The 16,711-nt window shown below is 60.8% G+C and carries 19 protein-coding genes; 10 read left to right on the plus strand and 9 right to left on the minus strand.

Translation table 11 applies throughout. The features are described from left to right. Positions 1–9 precede the first annotated feature (9 nt). The 8 genes from MOQ67_RS07835 (at position 10) to rpoS (ending at position 7,129) form a co-directional block, all read left to right on the plus strand. Positions 10–1,122, plus strand: a complete 1,113-nt coding sequence (locus tag MOQ67_RS07835) for an S-(hydroxymethyl)glutathione dehydrogenase/class III alcohol dehydrogenase (RefSeq protein WP_017844761.1) — start codon at positions 10–12, stop codon at positions 1,120–1,122. Between the two features lie 8 nt (positions 1,123–1,130). Further along, entirely contained in the window at positions 1,131–1,976 is an 846-nt protein-coding gene (fghA, locus tag MOQ67_RS07840) for an S-formylglutathione hydrolase (protein ID WP_017844762.1), read from the plus strand. A 54-nt stretch (positions 1,977–2,030) separates the two neighbouring features. Then, complete coding sequence (gene ispF, locus MOQ67_RS07845) at positions 2,031–2,504, plus strand: 2-C-methyl-D-erythritol 2,4-cyclodiphosphate synthase (protein ID WP_017844763.1); 474 nt, start codon at positions 2,031–2,033, stop codon at positions 2,502–2,504. After that, positions 2,501–3,559 carry a tRNA pseudouridine(13) synthase TruD gene (gene truD / locus MOQ67_RS07850; RefSeq protein WP_198717333.1) on the plus strand — a complete coding sequence of 353 codons (1,059 nt, stop codon included), beginning with the start codon at positions 2,501–2,503 and terminating at the stop codon, positions 3,557–3,559. The genes ispF and truD overlap by 4 nt, the downstream gene beginning before the upstream one ends. Then, positions 3,547–4,296, plus strand: a complete 750-nt coding sequence (gene surE, locus MOQ67_RS07855; RefSeq protein WP_017844765.1) for a 5'/3'-nucleotidase SurE — start codon at positions 3,547–3,549, stop codon at positions 4,294–4,296. Before truD ends, surE begins: the two co-directional genes overlap by 13 nt. 41 nt (positions 4,297–4,337) lie before the next feature. Next, positions 4,338–4,973 (plus strand): protein-L-isoaspartate(D-aspartate) O-methyltransferase, encoded by a 636-nt coding sequence (locus tag MOQ67_RS07860; protein WP_169850588.1) that lies wholly within the window; start codon positions 4,338–4,340, stop codon positions 4,971–4,973. A gap of 209 nt (positions 4,974–5,182) precedes the next feature. Beyond that, positions 5,183–6,019: a peptidoglycan DD-metalloendopeptidase family protein gene (locus tag MOQ67_RS07865; protein ID WP_026139769.1), complete on the plus strand. Its 837-nt coding sequence runs from the start codon at positions 5,183–5,185 to the stop codon at positions 6,017–6,019. Between the two features lie 105 nt (positions 6,020–6,124). Further along, positions 6,125–7,129, plus strand: coding sequence for an RNA polymerase sigma factor RpoS (gene rpoS / locus MOQ67_RS07870; RefSeq protein WP_017844767.1), 1,005 nt, complete (start codon positions 6,125–6,127; stop codon positions 7,127–7,129). A gap of 190 nt (positions 7,130–7,319) precedes the next feature. On the opposite strand, the gene MOQ67_RS07875 is transcribed toward rpoS, so the two are convergent. Further along, positions 7,320–7,529 carry a cold-shock protein gene (locus tag MOQ67_RS07875; protein ID WP_002554837.1) on the minus strand — a complete coding sequence of 70 codons (210 nt, stop codon included), beginning with the start codon at positions 7,527–7,529 and terminating at the stop codon, positions 7,320–7,322. A gap of 399 nt (positions 7,530–7,928) precedes the next feature. Here MOQ67_RS07875 and dcd point away from each other — a divergent pair, with 399 nt between their 5' ends. Together dcd and MOQ67_RS07885 are read left to right on the plus strand one after the other, a co-directional pair. Continuing rightward, the gene (dcd, locus tag MOQ67_RS07880) at positions 7,929–8,495 is read left to right on the plus strand and encodes a dCTP deaminase (RefSeq protein WP_017844768.1); all 567 of its coding nucleotides are present in this window, start codon (positions 7,929–7,931) and stop codon (positions 8,493–8,495) included. Between the two features lie 107 nt (positions 8,496–8,602). Then, positions 8,603–8,800 (plus strand): hypothetical protein, encoded by a 198-nt coding sequence (locus tag MOQ67_RS07885; RefSeq protein WP_046490227.1) that lies wholly within the window; start codon positions 8,603–8,605, stop codon positions 8,798–8,800. Positions 8,801–9,032: 232 nt separating this feature from the next. On the opposite strand, the gene MOQ67_RS07890 is transcribed toward MOQ67_RS07885, so the two are convergent. From MOQ67_RS07890 to MOQ67_RS07925, 8 genes are all read right to left on the minus strand, one after another. Further along, entirely contained in the window at positions 9,033–9,797 is a 765-nt protein-coding gene (locus MOQ67_RS07890) for an ABC transporter ATP-binding protein (protein WP_010563548.1), read from the minus strand. 13 nt (positions 9,798–9,810) lie between these two features. Further along, entirely contained in the window at positions 9,811–10,929 is a 1,119-nt protein-coding gene (locus MOQ67_RS07895; RefSeq protein WP_198717334.1) for a succinylglutamate desuccinylase/aspartoacylase family protein, read from the minus strand. A 9-nt stretch (positions 10,930–10,938) separates the two neighbouring features. Next, positions 10,939–11,649 (minus strand): ABC transporter permease, encoded by a 711-nt coding sequence (locus tag MOQ67_RS07900; RefSeq protein WP_017844772.1) that lies wholly within the window; start codon positions 11,647–11,649, stop codon positions 10,939–10,941. Next, entirely contained in the window at positions 11,646–12,374 is a 729-nt protein-coding gene (locus MOQ67_RS07905) for an ABC transporter permease (RefSeq protein WP_102617378.1), read from the minus strand. The genes MOQ67_RS07900 and MOQ67_RS07905 overlap by 4 nt, the downstream gene beginning before the upstream one ends. A 57-nt stretch (positions 12,375–12,431) precedes the next feature. Further along, positions 12,432–13,211: a transporter substrate-binding domain-containing protein gene (locus tag MOQ67_RS07910; protein ID WP_017844774.1), complete on the minus strand. Its 780-nt coding sequence runs from the start codon at positions 13,209–13,211 to the stop codon at positions 12,432–12,434. Positions 13,212–13,474: 263 nt separating this feature from the next. Beyond that, positions 13,475–15,922, minus strand: coding sequence for a penicillin acylase family protein (locus MOQ67_RS07915; protein WP_198717335.1), 2,448 nt, complete (start codon positions 15,920–15,922; stop codon positions 13,475–13,477). A 102-nt stretch (positions 15,923–16,024) separates the two neighbouring features. Next, on the minus strand, positions 16,025–16,225 hold the full coding sequence (locus MOQ67_RS07920; RefSeq protein WP_003189235.1) for an SEC-C metal-binding domain-containing protein: 201 nt from the start codon (positions 16,223–16,225) through the stop codon (positions 16,025–16,027). Then, the gene (locus tag MOQ67_RS07925) at positions 16,222–16,704 is read right to left on the minus strand and encodes an LEA type 2 family protein (protein WP_046384449.1); all 483 of its coding nucleotides are present in this window, start codon (positions 16,702–16,704) and stop codon (positions 16,222–16,224) included. Before MOQ67_RS07925 ends, MOQ67_RS07920 begins: the two co-directional genes overlap by 4 nt. Positions 16,705–16,711: the final 7 nt, after the last annotated feature.

Raw genomic sequence — 16,711 nt, forward strand, 5'->3', positions numbered from 1 at the left:
GAAACCCGGATGATCAAGTCCCGCGCCGCCGTAGCCTTCGAAGCCAAGAAGCCCCTCGAGATCGTAGAAGTGGATGTCGCCATGCCCAAGGCCGGCGAAGTGCTGTTGCGCGTGGTTGCGTCCGGCGTGTGCCATACCGACGCCTACACGTTGTCGGGCGCCGACCCGGAAGGCATCTTCCCGTCGATTCTCGGCCATGAAGGCGGTGCGGTGGTTGAGGCGATCGGCGAGGGCGTGACCTCGGTTGCGGTCGGCGACCATGTGATCCCGCTCTACACCCCGGAGTGCGGCAAGTGCAAATTCTGCCTGTCGGGCAAGACCAACCTGTGCCAGGCGATTCGTGCCACCCAGGGCAAAGGCCTGATGCCCGATGGCACCACGCGTTTCTCCTACAAGGGTCAGCCGATTTTCCACTACATGGGCACCTCGACCTTTTCCGAGTACACCGTGCTGCCGGAAATTTCCGTGGCGAAGATTCCTAAAGACGCGCCGCTGGAAAAAGTCTGCCTGCTCGGCTGTGGCGTCACCACCGGTATCGGTGCGGTGATCAACACCGCCAAGGTCAAGCCCGGCGATACCGTCGCCATCTTCGGCTTGGGCGGTATCGGCCTGTCGGCGGTAATCGGCGCGGTAAAAGCCAAGGCCGGTCGCATCATCGCCATCGACATCAACCCGGCCAAGTTCGAAATCGCCAAGCAACTGGGCGCCACCGACTGCATCAACCCGAAAGACTACGATCGCCCGATCCAGGACGTGATTGTCGATTTGACTGACGGCGGCGTGGACTTTTCCTTCGAGTGCATCGGTAACGTGCAACTGATGCGCGCCGCCCTCGAGTGCTGCCACAAAGGCTGGGGCGAGTCGGTGATCATCGGCGTTGCCGGTGCCGGCCAGGAAATTTCCACCCGTCCATTCCAGTTGGTGACCGGCCGCGTCTGGCGCGGTTCGGCCTTTGGCGGCGTGCGTGGTCGCAGCGAGCTGCCCAGCTACGTGGAAATGGCCCAGAGCGGCGAGATCCCGTTGGACACCTTCATCACCCACACCATGGGCCTGGAAGACATCAACAAAGCGTTTGATCTGATGCATGAAGGCAAGAGCATTCGTACCGTCATTCACTTCTGAGGTCGGCCATGAGTCTGGAAAACCTGTCGTGCCAGAAGAGCTTCGGCGGCTGGCATAAACGCTACAAGCATCATTCCGAGGTGCTCGGTTGCGACATGACCTTCGCCGTCTACCTGCCGCCGCAAGCGGAGCAGGGCGGCAAGCTGCCGGTGGTGTACTGGCTGTCCGGGTTGACCTGCACCGATGAAAACTTCATGCAGAAAGCCGGCGCCCAGCGCATGGCGGCCGAACTGGGGCTGATCATTGTTGCGCCGGACACCAGCCCGCGTGGTCCTGGGGTGCCGGGCGATCCGGACAACGCCTGGGATTTCGGCCTGGGGGCTGGTTTCTATCTGAATGCCACCCAGGAACCCTGGGCCAAGCACTATCGGATGCATGACTACGTGGTGCAGGAATTGCCGGCGTTGGTTGAGGCGCATTTCCCGGCTTCGCAGAAGCGCGGTATCAGCGGCCACTCCATGGGCGGCCACGGTGCGCTGGTATGTGCATTGCGCAACCCCGGGCGTTACCTATCGGTGTCGGCGTTTTCGCCGATCAACAACCCGATGGATTGCCCATGGGGCCAGAAAGCCTTCTCCCGTTATCTGGGCGAAGAGCGCTCGAAGTGGCGCGAGTGGGACGCTTGCGTGCTGATCAGCGAAGCCGCGGAAAAGCTGCCGTTGCTGGTGGACCAGGGCGACCGCGACGACTTCCTCGCGGTGCAGCTCAAGCCCGAAGCCCTGCAGCAAGCGGCGAAAGCGGCCAACCATCCGCTCGAACTGCGCCTGCAACCGGGCTATGACCACAGCTACTTCTTTATCGCCAGCTTCATCGAAGACCATTTGCGACATCATGGTCGTGCTTTGCTCGGTTAATATGCGACAAAAGTAGGTAGAATCACGCCCTGAATTAAATCGGGGCGTTTTTTTATGCGTATTGGCCACGGCTACGATGTGCACCGTTTCGCTGAAGGCGATTTCATCACCCTGGGCGGCGTGCGGATCGCGCACCACCATGGGTTGCTGGCTCATTCCGACGGCGATGTCCTGCTGCACGCGTTGAGCGACGCCTTGCTCGGCGCCGCGGCGCTCGGCGATATCGGCAAGCACTTTCCGGACACCGACCCGACCTTCAAGGGCGCGGACAGCCGGGTATTGCTGCGCCATGTGGTCGGCCTGATCCACGCCAAAGGCTGGAAGGTCGGCAACGTCGATAACACCATCGTGGCCCAGGCGCCGAAAATGGCCCCCCACATCGAGTCGATGCGCGCGTTGATCGCGGCGGATCTGCACATTGAATTGGATCAAGTGAACGTGAAAGCCACCACCACCGAAAAGCTCGGGTTTACCGGTCGTGAAGAGGGCATCGCGGTACATTCCGTCGCTTTGTTGCTGCGCGCATGAACGACTTGCAACTGCTGGGCCCACGGGCCTATGGCGAGGCCTTGGGCAGCGCCGTGCTGAAGGCTACCGCGGAAGATTTCCAGGTCGACGAAGTGCTCGATATCCCGCTGAGCGGCGAGGGTGAGCACCTGTGGCTGTGGGTGGAAAAGCGTGGCCTCAACACCGAAGAAGCCGCGCGCCGGATCGCCAAGGCCGCCGGCGTGCCGTTGCGCACCGTCAGCTATGCCGGGCTCAAGGATCGCCAGGCGTTGACCCGCCAGTGGTTCAGTGTGCAACTGCCGGGCAAGGCCGATCCGGACCTGAGCGGCGCGGAAAACGACACCCTCAAGATCCTCAAGACCGGCCGCCACAAGCGCAAGCTGCAACGCGGTGCTCATTCGGCCAACGGTTTTACCTTGCGCCTGACGCAACTGGCGGGGGATCACGCGGCCATCGATGCGCGCTTGCAACTGATCGCCCAGCACGGCATTCCCAATTATTTCGGCACCCAGCGCTTTGGCCACAACGGCGGCAATGTGGTGGATGCGCGTGAGTGGGCGGCCCGCAAGGCCTTGCCGGAGCAGCGCAACGTGCGTTCGCGGTTGCTGTCGACGGCACGCAGTTTCCTCTTCAACAAAGTGTTGGCGGCCCGTGTCGCGGACGGTTCCTGGCAGCGTGCGCAGGTCGGCGATCTGCTGGCCTTCACCGACAGCCGCAGTTTTTTCCCGGCGGGGGAGGCTGAATGCAGCGACCCGCGCCTGGCGATCCTCGATCTGCACCCCACCGGACCGCAGTGGGGCGAAGGCGATTCGCCAGCCAGCGGTGCAACCCATGCGCTGGAGCAGGCGGTTGCTGCCAGTGAGGCCGACCTGCGCGATTGGCTGGTGAATGCCGGCATGAGCCAGGAACGTCGCATTCTGCGACTGCCCATTGGCGGGTTGACGTGGCATTATCCCGGGCCTGACATTCTGCAATTGGAATTCGTCCTGCCGGCCGGATGCTTCGCCACTGTCTTGGTGCGCGAGCTTGTTGATCTGGTGCCGGTGGGGCAGACGGACAGCCCATGCGTATTCTGATATCAAATGACGACGGTGCCACCGCACCCGGCCTCGCCGCGCTTCATGCTGCGCTGGCGGATTACGCCGAGTGCGTGGTGGTTGCCCCCGACCAGGACAAGAGCGGCGCCAGCAGTTCGCTGACGCTCGACCGTCCGCTGCACGTGCACGTTCTGGCCAATGGCTATATCAGCGTGAACGGCACCCCCACCGACTGCGTACACCTGGCGATCAACAGTTTGTTGGATCAGGAGCCGGACCTGGTGGTGTCGGGCATCAACCTCGGCGCCAACCTGGGGGATGACGTGCTGTATTCCGGCACGGTGGCGGCGGCCCTGGAAGGGCGTTTCCTGGGGCGGACCTCGTTTGCCTTTTCGTTGACCTCGCGTCAATTGGACAACCTGCCGACGGCCGCGCATTTCGCGCGCAAGCTGGTGGAGGCCCACGGTTCCCTCGATCTGCCGCCCCGGACGGTGCTTAACGTCAATATCCCCAACTTGCCCCTCGAGCATATTCGCGGTATCCAGCTCACGCGCCTGGGCCATCGCGCCCGCGCGGCGGCGCCGTTGAAGGTGGTCGACCCGCGTGGCAAGGAAGGTTATTGGATCGCCGCTGCGGGCGATGCCGAAGACGGTGGGCCGGGCACTGACTTTCATGCGGTGATGCAAGGCTATGTATCGATTACCCCGTTGCAGCTCGATCGCACCTTCAGTGATGCCTTCAGTAGTCTCGATGGCTGGCTGGAGGACTTGCGCTGATGGCTCGTGAACAAGACGACCTGTTGCGTCGCGGCATCGGGATGACCTCCCAGCGCACCCGCGAGCGTCTGATCCAGCGCCTGTACGAAGAAGGCCTGTCCAACGCCCAGGTACTGGAAGTGATCCGGCGCACGCCCCGGCACCTGTTTGTCGATGAGGCCCTGGCCCATCGCGCCTATGAAGACACGGCGTTGCCGATCGGGCATAACCAGACCATTTCCCAGCCGTATATGGTTGCGCGCATGAGCGAGCTGCTGCTGGCGGCGGGCCCGTTGGACAAGGTGCTGGAGATCGGCACCGGTTCCGGCTACCAGACTGCCGTGCTGTCGCAGTTGGTAGAGCGCGTGTTCTCGGTGGAGCGCATCAAGGTGCTGCAGGATCGCGCCAAGGAACGCCTGGTGGAACTGAACCTGCGCAACGTGGTGTTCCGCTGGGGCGATGGCTGGGAAGGCTGGCCGGCGCTGGCGCCGTATAACGGCATCATCGTCACCGCGGTCGCCACCGATGTACCGCAGGCGTTGCTCGATCAACTGGCCCCTGGCGGTCGGCTGGTGATCCCGGTGGGTTCCGGCGAAGTGCAACAATTGATGCTCATTATCCGTGAAGACGAAGGCTTTTCCCGGCATGTGCTCGGCGCCGTGCGCTTCGTGCCGTTGCTCAATGGCCCGCTGGCCTGATCATTTATTCGCGAGCAGTGAATTCTGTTGGCGGCGATGTGTCTTACGGCGGGGTCTATAGAGTCAACATGATCGGTCGTTGGTTTTAAACGCGATGAATCTTTCGTTTCAGTCGTGTGCCAGTAAAAAGCCAATGCCCAGTTATACTTACGACATATTTCAAGCCTGATACAGGCATTCATGTTCAGCCACCACAAAGGGAGCGGCGGGTGAGTCTCACAGGTCTTGCGCAGCGTATGAGTAAAACAAGCTTTCAGCGACTGGTGCTTGGCCTTGTCTTGAGTTCCTTATTGGCGGCTTGTTCGAGCACGCCTTCCGGGGGCGCGAGGGTGGTTGATCGCACGAATGCCGCGCCGCAGAAGCCGACCGTGACCACGGGGCAGTATGTGGTGCGCAAGGGCGATACGCTGTTTTCGATTGCCTTCCGCTATGGCTGGGACTACAAGGCGCTCGCCGCGCGCAACAATATTCCGGTGCCCTACACGATACATCCGGGTCAGACGATTCGCTTCGATGGGCGCACCGGTTCAACACCGACGTCAGTGGTGACAAACACCACATCTTCGCCCTCGTCCTCGAGCAAAACCACGATCATCACGCGGCCTGCAGGCAGCGCCGCGCCTGCGGTTGCGAGCAAACCAGCAGCCGCGCCGCTGCCGCCTGCGGGGCCTGCGCCGACCGGCTGGGGATGGCCGTCGAACGGCGTATTGATTGGAAAATTCTCTTCAAACGGTAGTTTGAATAAAGGCATTGATATCGCCGGGGATTTGGGACAGCCTGTTTTAGCTGCATCTGATGGGACAGTGGTGTACGCCGGGAGTGGTTTGCGGGGCTACGGCGAGCTGGTCATCATCAAACACAGCGATACCTACGTCAGTGCTTACGGCCACAACCGTAGGCTGTTGGTTCGGGAGGGGCAGCAGGTCAAAGTCGGACAGACAATTGCCGAAATGGGGTCAACTGGTACAGACCGGGTGAAACTGCACTTTGAGATTCGCCGCCAAGGGAAACCTGTAGATCCTCTGCAATTCCTACCCCGTCGTTGATGTGTTGCCAGCCTGTTCCCTCACGTAGAAGGAACAGGCTCTAGCGTTGCCAAGGATAAAGGCGTCGCTTGAGCTTGAGGTCGAACTCACCAAAGGACTATAACAATGGCTCTCAGTAAAGAAGCGCCGGAGTTTGACATCGACGATGAGGTTCTCCTTACGGAGACCGGCATCGCTATGGAATCGATGTCGAATGAGGGAATGGCTGTACCTTCAGTTCGCACCAAATCCAAGAACTCCACTGCGTTAAAGCAACATAAGTACATTGACTACACGCGGGCGCTCGATGCGACCCAGCTGTACCTCAATGAAATCGGCTTTTCCCCTCTGCTGACTCCCGAAGAAGAAGTCCATTTTGCGCGCTTGTCGCAAAAGGGCGATCCGGCTGGGCGCAAGCGCATGATTGAAAGCAACCTGCGCCTGGTGGTGAAAATCGCCCGACGCTACGTCAATCGTGGGCTGTCACTGTTGGACCTGATCGAGGAGGGCAACCTGGGCTTGATCCGGGCGGTGGAGAAGTTCGACCCCGAACGCGGCTTCCGCTTCTCGACTTATGCCACCTGGTGGATTCGTCAGACCATCGAACGGGCGATCATGAATCAAACCCGCACGATCCGGTTGCCGATCCATGTGGTCAAGGAGCTCAACGTCTACCTGCGGGCGGCGCGTGAGCTGACACAAAAACTCGATCATGAACCCTCTCCCGAAGAAATCGCCAACCTGCTGGAAAAACCGGTGGGCGAGGTCAAGCGTATGCTCGGTCTTAACGAGCGCGTGTCTTCGGTCGACGTCTCGCTGGGCCCGGATTCGGACAAAACCCTGCTGGACACCCTGACGGATGATCGCCCGACAGACCCTTGCGAGCTGTTGCAGGACGATGATCTTTCCCAAAGCATTGACCAGTGGTTGTCGGAGCTTACGGACAAGCAGCGCGAGGTGGTGATTCGCCGCTTCGGCCTGCGCGGTCATGAGAGCAGCACCCTGGAGGATGTAGGCCTGGAGATCGGCTTGACCCGTGAGCGGGTGCGGCAGATCCAGGTAGAAGGGCTCAAGCGCTTGCGTGAGATCCTGGAGAAGAACGGCTTGTCGAGCGAGTCGTTGTTTCAGTAACGACGCAGTCTGAATGTGGGAGGGAGCTTGCTCCCGATGGCAGTGGATCAGTCACTGGATGTATTGACTGACCCACCGCCATCGGGAGCAAGCCCCCTCCCACATTTTTTGCGCTCATGCATGCCCAAATCCAAGGCATAAAAAAACCCCGCTTTTAAGGGCGGGGTTCTTTCGACTGAGTCAGTACAAGTTAGATAACTTGAACTTCTTCAGCTTGCATGCCTTTCTGACCGCGGGTAGCGATGAAAGAAACCTGTTGGCCTTCTTTCAGGCTTTTGAAGCCGTCGGATTGGATAGCTTTGAAGTGAACGAACAGGTCGTCACCGGATTGTGGAGTGATGAAGCCGAAGCCTTTTTCATCGTTGAACCACTTAACGGTACCAGTTTGGCGATTAGACATGGTGTATCTCCTTGGACAAAGTTAACTGCGACTCAGGAAAAGCCCTGGCCGAGACTGAGTGCAAAGAGCAGGAAAAATTCTTGGAGATGGTTGGATCGAAATTCAACATATCGTGTAGAGATTCTCAGTGACACAAGCAGCACAGTGGCGCCACCTTAACCCTTTTTCCGGAACGTGCCAATGGTATTTCCGAAGGTTTCTCTAATTTCGTGACTGGCGGTGGTATTTACGTCCGTCGCGCACGCCGATTCGGGTCCCGGCCCCAATGGGCGCGGCTTGTACAAGGCGGGCATTGATCAACACATTCGTCAACAAAAGCCCCACGCCCTTTGAACCCCAACGCCTGCCCCGGTAAGATGCCCAACAGAATTTTTCCACCTCGCTATCAGGACACCCGCCATGAGCATCAAATCGGACAAGTGGATTCGCCGCATGGCGCAAGAGCACGGCATGATCGAACCGTTCGTTGAGCGCCAGATCCGTGGTGACGACGCCGATCGCGTGATTTCGTATGGTGTTTCCAGCTACGGCTACGACGTGCGTTGTGCCGATGAATTCAAGGTGTTCACCAATATCAACTCGGCGATCGTCGATCCGAAGAACTTCGACGAAAAGAGCTTCGTCGACGTCAAGAGCGACGTGTGCATCATCCCGCCCAACTCCTTCGCCCTGGCGCGCACCGTGGAGTTCTTCCGTATTCCCCGCGACGTGCTGACCATCTGTCTGGGTAAAAGCACTTACGCGCGCTGCGGCATCATCGTCAACGTGACGCCGCTTGAGCCTGAGTGGGAAGGTCACGTCACCCTGGAGTTCTCCAACACCACCACCCTGCCAGCGAAGATCTACGCCAACGAAGGCGTGGCGCAGATGCTGTTTCTGCAGTCCGATGAGGCCTGTGAAGTGTCCTACAAGGACCGTGCTGGCAAGTACCAGGGCCAGCGCGGCGTCACCTTGCCACGCGCTTGATCGAAAGCTCCTACGCGTAAAGGGAATTAGTCTGCGGAAAGTGACTCTATTGGGTGTACTGCTTCGGTGCGTGCAATGCGCGCCGAGCCACGCTTGAGGAGTACCTTATGAAACTCGACCCGCGAATCAGCGCCGAACTCGCCCGGCTTGAACCCAACCAGATTGGCGTGATGGCGTGGTCCCTGATGGCCGATCCTGCCTATGCGGGTGGTCTCCCCGGTCAACCTGACCCGGATTCCCCTGAGCCTACCGAACCTGGCGAACCGACCCTTCCAGACGAGCCGCCACCCGCGCCGATGGCCTGATGCCTGCAGATTGGAATGTGGTCAGTCCTTCCGCGGGCTGGCCATCTCTCCTGGCGGCCGATCACAAATATCTGCCGTGTTGCACTCAGTATCCCCAGCAAAGCCCCAAAACGCGGGCAGCGGGCTGCCTGCGCGCTTATCGTGGATTGCCGCGCTCAAGCGCATGGGCCGGCTGGGCGGGCTCTCAGAGCGCTTAGGCGGCGCAGGGGCGTGCGGGAAGATCAGCGAAGGCTTACTTCAGATTGCCACTCAGGAACTGTTGCAGGCGCTCACTCTTCGGGTTGCCCAGCACATCCTCCGGCGTGCCTTGCTCTTCCACCAGGCCCTTGTGCAGGAACAGCACCTGGCTCGACACCTTGCGCGCAAAGCTCATCTCGTGGGTCACCATGATCATGGTGCGGCCTTCCTCGGCCAGGCCCTGGATCACCTTCAGCACTTCGCCCACCAGCTCCGGGTCGAGGGCCGAGGTGGGTTCGTCGAACAGCATCACTTCCGGTTCCATCGCCAGGGCGCGGGCGATGGCCACGCGTTGCTGCTGGCCGCCGGAGAGAAATGCCGGGTATTGATCGGCCACGCGGGCCGGCAGTCCGACTTTGTCCAGGTAGCGACGGGCACGGTCTTCGGCGTCTTTCTTACTGCAGCCCAGCACCCGGCGCGGGGCCATGGTGATGTTTTCCAGCACGCTCATGTGGCTCCACAGGTTGAAGTGCTGGAACACCATCGCCAGGCGTGTGCGCAGGCGCTGCAGCTCGGCATCGTCGGCCACGCGCATGCCGTGGCGGTCGCTGACCATGCGGATCGGCTTGTCATCGAGGGTCATCGCGCCGTCGTTGGGGGTTTCCAGAAAGTTGATGCAGCGCAGGAAGGTGCTCTTGCCCGAGCCGCTGGCGCCGATCAGGCTGATCACGTCACCGGTCTTGGCCTTGAGCGAGACGCCTTTGAGCACTTCATTGTCGCCATAGCTTTTATGCAGGCCTTCAACGGTCAGTTTGTACATGGGGCGTGCATCCTCAAGGCGAAAGTAGGTAGCCGCTGCGGTAGGCCTCTGAACCTGCGACATGGCCGATGACCATCCCCGCAGTGGCCATGCGCCGTAGCGAACGGGCGTAAAGCAGGCCGGCGTTTTGACAATGCACAGGCGTTACGCGGTCAGTAATGGGGTCGATGATTTCGGCGATCAGTTGCCCGGCTTCGAGGTACTCGCCGGGCAAGGCGCTGAACACCAGCAAGCCGCCGACCGGCGTCGCCACCGGTTCGACTCCCGCCAGCGGGGTGGCCGGGTAGGGCAGGGCGGGCAGCGGTGCCACGTCGCCGGCAATCGCGCCGAAGTGAATCAGGTAGTCGATGATCGCCTGGCAGTCGAGGCCGGCCAGGCCGTGGTTGACGTCACCCTGGCCGCGCAGCTCGACGGTCACCGAAAAGCTGCCCATGGGGATCGGGAAGCGCTCGCCGAAGCGTTGCTGCAATTGCCACCACACCAGGCTGAAGCACTCATCGAAAGATTGCCCGCCGGAATCGGTGGCCAGCAAGTTGGCCTCCGAGCCGATATAGCGCGCCAACGGCTCCACCTGCGGCCAGGCCTCGGGCGTGGTGTACAGGTGCGCCACGGCTTCGAAATCGCAATGCAGGTCGAGCACCATGTCGGCATCGCAGGCCAGGCGTTGCAGCACCAGGCGCTGGGACTGCAACTGCGTCGCGGCGGTTTGTGCGGCCAACGCGGTGGAGAGTGCCGTGCGGATCAATTCGACGTTGCGCTGGGGATCATCCCCGAGCAAATCTTCGACCCGATCGCCCACCTCTTCACTGAGGTCGACAAACAGGCGATTGAAGTTCTGCCCGCTTTCCAGCTCATAGCGGCCCAGCGGGATGTCCATCAACACTTGTTCGAGGCCCGCCGGGTTGGCGATCGGCACCAGCACGATCTCGCTGCGCAAGCGCCCGGCGGCGGCCAGTTGCGCCAGGCGCGCCTTGAGGTGCCAGGCCACCAGCATGCCCGGCAATTCATCGGCATGCAGTGACGACTGGATGTAGACCTTGCATTCGGCCAGTTCCGGGCCGAAGTGGAAACTGTGAATCTGCCGTGCCGTGCCAGGCACGGGCGCGATCAGTTCATGAACCTGATGACGCATGAAGGCTCCTTAGTGGCTCGGCCCGAGGAAGGCCAGCCAGCGGCGCTCCGCCAGACGAAACAGACCGACCAGGGCAAAGGTCACGGTCAGGTAGATCAGCGCAGCGATGCCGAACGATTGAAAGGTGAGGAACGTGGCCGAGTTGGCGTCCCGGGCCACTTTGAGAATGTCCGGGATCGTCGCGGTAAACGCCACTGTCGTCGAGTGCAGCATCAAAATCACTTCGTTGCTGTAGTACGGCAATGAACGGCGCAGGGCCGACGGCATGATGACATAGGCGTACAGCTTCCAGCCGCTGAGGCCGTAGGCTTTGGCCGCTTCGACTTCGCCGTGGGCCATGCTGCGGATCGCTCCGGCGAAAATCTCGGTGGTGTAGGCGCAAGTGTTGAGGGCAAACGCCAGGACCGTGCAGTTCATCGCATCGCGAAAGAACGCATCCAGCACCGGTTGGGCGCGCACGGCGGCGATGCTGTAGATGCCGGTGTAACAGATCAGCAATTGGATATAGAGCGGCGTGCCGCGAAACAGGTAGGTGTAGAACTGCACCGGCCAGCGCACCAAGGGATTGCGCGACACCCGGGCGATGGACAGCGGAATCGACACCAGGAAGCCGATCACCAGCGAGGCGCTGAGCAACCACATGGTCATGGCCAGGCCGGTGATGTGCTGGCCGTCGCTGTAAAGGAATGGGCGCCAGTATTCCTGCAAGAGTTCGATCATCGCACGGCCTCCCGCGAGCCTGCCGAATAGCGACGTTCAAGACGGCGCAGGACAAAGTTGGACGCACTGGTGATCAGCAGGTAGATCAGTGCGGCGACCACCAGGAAGTAAAACAGTTGATAGGTGCTCTTGCCGGCATCCTGCGCGGCCTTGACTAGGTCCGCCAGACCGATGATCGACACCAGTGCGGTGGCCTTGAGCATCACCATCCAGTTGTTGCCGATGCCCGGCAGGGCAAAGCGCATCATTTGCGGGAAGGTCACGTAGCGAAACCGCTGCCCGCGCTTGAGGCCGTAAGCCGTGGCGGCTTCCAGTTGGCCACGGGGCACCGCGAGGATCGCGCCGCGAAAGGTTTCGGTGAAGTACGCACCGTAAATAAAGCCCAGGGTGATCACCCCGGCGCTGAATGGGTCGATTTCGATGTATTCCCATTCCATGAAGTCGGTAAGACCGGTCAGCCAGGTTTGCAGGCTGTAGAAAATCAGCAGCATCAGCACCAGGTCGGGCACGCCACGAATCAACGTGGTGTAGAGCTGGGCGGGAATGCGCAGGAACGGCAGGCTGGACAGTTTGGCGCTGGCGCCGAGCAGGCCCAGCAACACGCTGACGGCCAGGGACAGCACCGACAACTTGAGGGTCATCCAGGTGCCTTGCAGCAACAGCGGGCCGAAACCCTTCAAACTGAACGCGCTCAGCCCGAGGGTTTGCAACAGTTCTTCGAACATAAATCAGGACCTATGGCGATAAAACAGCGCCCCTCCCGGGAAGGGGCGCCCCAGGCATTATTTGCCGCTGTACAGGTTCAGATCGCCAAAGTGTTTCTTCTGGATGCTGGCGTAGGTGCCATCATCGTGTAACGCTTTGATACCTTTATCCAAAAGGGCCTTCAGCTCAGTGTTACCTTTTTTGATACCGGCCGCGATTTTCGACGGCAGCAGTGGGTCGTCGATGGCCGCGCTGACTTCGTAACCGGCACCGGCCGGCGACTTCAGGAAGCCCAGTTCGGCTTGCAGCGTGTCCTGCACGGAGGCGTCGAGACGGCCGGAGGTCAGGTCAGCGTAGACCTGGTCCTGGTTGGCGTAGGCCTTGGTGGTTACACCGGCTTTATCCAATACGGCCTTGGCATAGGCTTCCTGGATGGTGCCTTGCTCGTAGCCCACGGTTTTGCCCTTGAGGGACTCAGGCGTGGAGTAACCGGCGCCCTTCTTGAATACCAGCGAAGTCGGGCCGGAGAACAGCTCGTTGGAGAAGTCGATGGCCTTCATGCGGGCTTCGGTGACGGTCATGGACGAAATCACGGCGTCGAATTTGTTGGCTTTGAGGCCCGGAATCATGCCGTCGAAGTCGCTTTCGACCCACTTGCACTTGACCTTCAGTTCGGCGCAGATCGCATTGCCCAGGTCGATGTCGAAGCCCACCAGGCTGCCGTCAGCGGCTTTGGACTCGAACGGCGCGTAGGAAGGATCGACACCAAAACGCAATTCCTTGTATTCCTTGGCCAAGGCGGAACCAGCGGCCATGCACAGAGCCAGTGCAGAAAGGGTCAGCAATGCTTTTTTCATTATGTAATCCCTGGAAACCAAGATAAGCGCTTGTGGCGCGTTTAGGACTGTTACTGAACGGTGTCAGACGGATCACAAGTAGCAATTTCTGCACCATAGTTCCGAATGCAGCTCCGAATGATCGTTTTAAAAGGTGGGAAGAGGGAGCTATGAGTATAGGAGGTGCCCGAAAATGGGCATGAAAAATAGGCTGCACTATTTTGGATCGAGCGCAGATTAAAAAATGTGGGAGCAGTCTTGCCTGCTCCCACCTGTTGGTACGGTTATTTGCCGGGCGTGAGGGTCAGCCTGGCTTTCCCATACACCTTGTCAAAGTTCTGCGGCTGCATCGGGAAGCTCAGGTATTGCGCCTTGAGCGACGGATCGATGTCATTGACATAGTTCGGGCTGACCGGGTTGCCGGACTGGCCGATACCGCCCTGGCCCGTCATCGGTTCTGCCTGGCCGAAGTCGACAATCATGCGCAGTGCCGGCACTTGGGTGGTGTCGAAACTCTCCCCCCAGTTGTACGGCGCCGGGTTCAGGGTGTTGTGGTCGCCGCCGCTGGCCAGCGGGCCGCGGATCACCTGGCCATTGCGGTTCTTCCAGGTGGTGCTGTGCAGTTTGCCCCACTGCCAGGCCTTGTGATCGGTACCCAGTTGGCTGTCGCCGGCAGTGATCGCGGCGGCCAGGCTGCGGGCGAGGATCGTCGGCTTGTCTTCTTTCTGCGCAGTGCGGACATCGTCCCAGAACGGGCTGTCTTCACGGCCCAGCAGGTGGTCGGCCTGGGCGGCGTAGGACAGGCTCGCGTTGCTGACAAAGGCTTTCCAGCTGGCGCTGTTTTGCGGGCCGAGTTCGTCGAGGAAGATCTGTTTGCTGCTTTCCTGCAGGAACAGCTCATACATCGCTGCGTCGGCGGACGTTGGCGCCAGGCGGCCGTCAAACGCCATCAGACGATTCAACGCTTCACGGGCCTTGGCCTGTTCGGCCGCGGGCAGCGCAGCGATCGCCTGTTTCAGCGGCTGCGCCATGCCCGGCGCCTGGAACATGTTCTTGAGCTTGGCGGCGAACGTGGTGGTCTGGTCGTATTGCATGGCGATCATGCTGCGGCTGTCATGCTTGCCGGCATTGGCCAATTGCGCCAGGCGCTCGCTGCGCTCCGGAGCGTCCCAGGAGTTGGACAGTTGCATGCCATAACCGCGCGGCGCGGTACGTTGGTTGGCGGTGCCGATCCAGCCTTGGGCCGGGTCCTGGTCATAAGGGTGCAGCATCGCGTCGGCGTAACCGTCCCAGTCGAAGCGCGCATCCCAGCCCGGCGAGGGCAGCAGGCCTTCGCCTTCGCGGCGGTTGGGGAAGCGCCCGGTAACCTGCCAGCCGATGTTGCTGGCGTCGGCGAACACCATGTTCAAGGCGATGGCGCGGATTTCCCGGGTCGCATCCGAGGCCTTGGCGGCGTTTTGCGCGCGGGACAGGTCGAAGAACGCATCAAGGCTCTTGTCGTCCTTGAAGTCCGCCGTTTGCAGGGCCAGGCCCAGCCCGCTGGTCAGCGCCTGGCTGCTGTTGAGCAGGGCGCCGTGGCGGGTTTCGTACACCACCTCCCGAATCGAGCGTTGGCCTTTGATGAAAAAGGTCTCGTTGCGCACAGCAGCCGGTAGCCATTTACCGTTGTTCTCGTAGTACAGCGCGCTGCCCTGGCGTTTGACCTTTTCCAGGAACAGGTCCTGGGTGTCGCCCTTGACCGTGCTCATGCTCCACGCCACTTTGCCGTTGAAGCCGGACAACAGGGTCGGCAGGCCGGCGATCGAGGCGCCGACGGCCTGGTATTTCGGTGCGCGGATCTGCACGTAGTTCCATGGCGACGGGGCTTGCGGCTGGGCCGCGAGGTCATTGGCCAGCAGGCTCTTGCCGCTGCGGCTGCGGCTGCGTTGCGGGCCGATGGCCCAGTTGCTCGAAGTGGTCACCGCCAGTGAGTTGAGGCTGCTCAGTTGCTGGCTGACCGTGTCCAGCCCGGCCAGGCCGGTGATCTGGCTCAGGTTCACGCCCTTGAGCTTGTCGGCTTCGGCCAGGGGGATCGGCTCGTCCGGCGCGCTTGGGGTGAGCCAGGCGAGTTTGTCGACACCGACCTTTTGCGCCAGCACCAGCGACGACAATTCTTCCTGCAGGTTGGCCGACTCGCTGAAATTCAGCAGGCAGAACAACAGCGCCGAATCTTCCGGCTTCCAGTACTCGGGTTTGTAGCCGGTCTGGGCCAGGTCCGGCGGCAGCTTGTCGCGGTAGCGGAACAGGTAGGCGTTGACGCCGCGGGCATACACTTCAAAGAAGCGCTTGAGGCGCGGCGACGAGGCGTTGTAGAGCTCGCCGGCGCTTTTTTTCAGGTTGACCGCGCGCATGAAACGGTCGACATCCAGCACCTCGGGGCCGGACATTTCCGCCAGACGGCCCTGGGCCAGCAGGCGCAACGTGACCATCTGCGTGATGCGGTCGCTGGCATGCACATAGCCGAGGCTGAACAGTGCGTCGTGGAAGGTATTGCTTTCAATCAGCGGCATGCCCTGGGCATTGCGGCGTATCGAAACATTCTGCGCGAGGCCCTTGATCGGCTGGACGCCGGTAACGGGGGGCAGGGTGTCCTGGGTGCTCTGGAGCTGGCAACCGGCCAGGCTTAATGCACTGGCCACTGCCGCGGCAACGCCGAACCGGGGAAGAAAATGTGAAAGGGCTGGCGAGGCCATGGCAAAGCTCCTGCGGGGGGTAGCGTCAGTAAAGGCGCTACGTTAGTGAGCGCGGTGAAACGACGCAAGCAGGAGCTAAAGCTTATTTTCAGTAGCCAGGTTTCAAGCGCCGTGGCACTTCTTGAATTTCTTCTCGCTGCCGCACGGGCATGGATCGTTGCGGCCAACGTCTTTCAGGGCGTTGCGCACCGGCTCCTGGTGAGCGTGGCCGCAGTTCGGGCCGTGGACATGGCCGTGGTCGTGATCATGGTGATCGTGATCGTGGTTGCAGTCAGGACCATGGACATGGGGTTGCTGAGTCATCGATGTCGCTCCGGAATAAAATCGCCGGGGATTATCTCGCCATTGTGGTCCACGCGCACGTCATTACCGATGAATAATCCGGTTTTCAGCTCGCCTTCCAGCCGATAAGGCACGGGCCGGTCGGGGTTTTTCAGCATCTGCACGACGTCACGGATCTGCGGCCAGAGGTTGGTGCGTACCGAGATCTTGAAAAAGGCGTGGCCACGCGGCGGCACGGTGAGCCATTCGTTGGATTCGCCTTCGGTCAGCAGCAAGCGACCCAGGGTGACCTTGTAGATCAGGCCGCGCACCGTGAGGTCGGCGTCGTCGCGGTTATCCACGCGGAAATACAGCTTGAACTTCTGTTCGAGCAACTTGGCCCGCACCACTTCGACCTTCACCAGGGCGACGTGGGGCGGTGGGGCGTCGTCCTCGAACCATGAGGCGCAGCCGCTCAAGCCAAGGGTCAACGCCAGCAACAAGCTGTAAGTGCGGAGCATGGCGCGA

This window comes from Pseudomonas sp. LY-1, from assembly GCF_053502595.1.

Coding starts and splice junctions, on each gene's coding strand:
- MOQ67_RS07920 (WP_003189235.1), bottom strand. CDS start 16,225: ATGACTCAGCAACCCCATGTCCATGGTCCTGACTGCAACCACGATCAC.
- MOQ67_RS07905 (WP_102617378.1), bottom strand. CDS start 12,374: ATGTTCGAAGAACTGTTGCAAACCCTCGGGCTGAGCGCGTTCAGTTTG.
- MOQ67_RS07915 (WP_198717335.1), bottom strand. CDS start 15,922: ATGGCCTCGCCAGCCCTTTCACATTTTCTTCCCCGGTTCGGCGTTGCC.
- MOQ67_RS07875 (WP_002554837.1), bottom strand. CDS start 7,529: ATGTCTAATCGCCAAACTGGTACCGTTAAGTGGTTCAACGATGAAAAA.
- dcd (WP_017844768.1), top strand. CDS start 7,929: ATGAGCATCAAATCGGACAAGTGGATTCGCCGCATGGCGCAAGAGCAC.
- rpoS (WP_017844767.1), top strand. CDS start 6,125: ATGGCTCTCAGTAAAGAAGCGCCGGAGTTTGACATCGACGATGAGGTT.
- MOQ67_RS07890 (WP_010563548.1), bottom strand. CDS start 9,797: ATGTACAAACTGACCGTTGAAGGCCTGCATAAAAGCTATGGCGACAAT.
- MOQ67_RS07835 (WP_017844761.1), top strand. CDS start 10: ATGATCAAGTCCCGCGCCGCCGTAGCCTTCGAAGCCAAGAAGCCCCTC.
- MOQ67_RS07860 (WP_169850588.1), top strand. CDS start 4,338: ATGACCTCCCAGCGCACCCGCGAGCGTCTGATCCAGCGCCTGTACGAA.
- ispF (WP_017844763.1), top strand. CDS start 2,031: ATGCGTATTGGCCACGGCTACGATGTGCACCGTTTCGCTGAAGGCGAT.
- truD (WP_198717333.1), top strand. CDS start 2,501: ATGAACGACTTGCAACTGCTGGGCCCACGGGCCTATGGCGAGGCCTTG.
- surE (WP_017844765.1), top strand. CDS start 3,547: ATGCGTATTCTGATATCAAATGACGACGGTGCCACCGCACCCGGCCTC.
- MOQ67_RS07910 (WP_017844774.1), bottom strand. CDS start 13,211: ATGAAAAAAGCATTGCTGACCCTTTCTGCACTGGCTCTGTGCATGGCC.
- MOQ67_RS07895 (WP_198717334.1), bottom strand. CDS start 10,929: ATGCGTCATCAGGTTCATGAACTGATCGCGCCCGTGCCTGGCACGGCA.
- MOQ67_RS07900 (WP_017844772.1), bottom strand. CDS start 11,649: ATGATCGAACTCTTGCAGGAATACTGGCGCCCATTCCTTTACAGCGAC.
- MOQ67_RS07925 (WP_046384449.1), bottom strand. CDS start 16,704: ATGCTCCGCACTTACAGCTTGTTGCTGGCGTTGACCCTTGGCTTGAGC.
- MOQ67_RS07885 (WP_046490227.1), top strand. CDS start 8,603: ATGAAACTCGACCCGCGAATCAGCGCCGAACTCGCCCGGCTTGAACCC.
- fghA (WP_017844762.1), top strand. CDS start 1,131: ATGAGTCTGGAAAACCTGTCGTGCCAGAAGAGCTTCGGCGGCTGGCAT.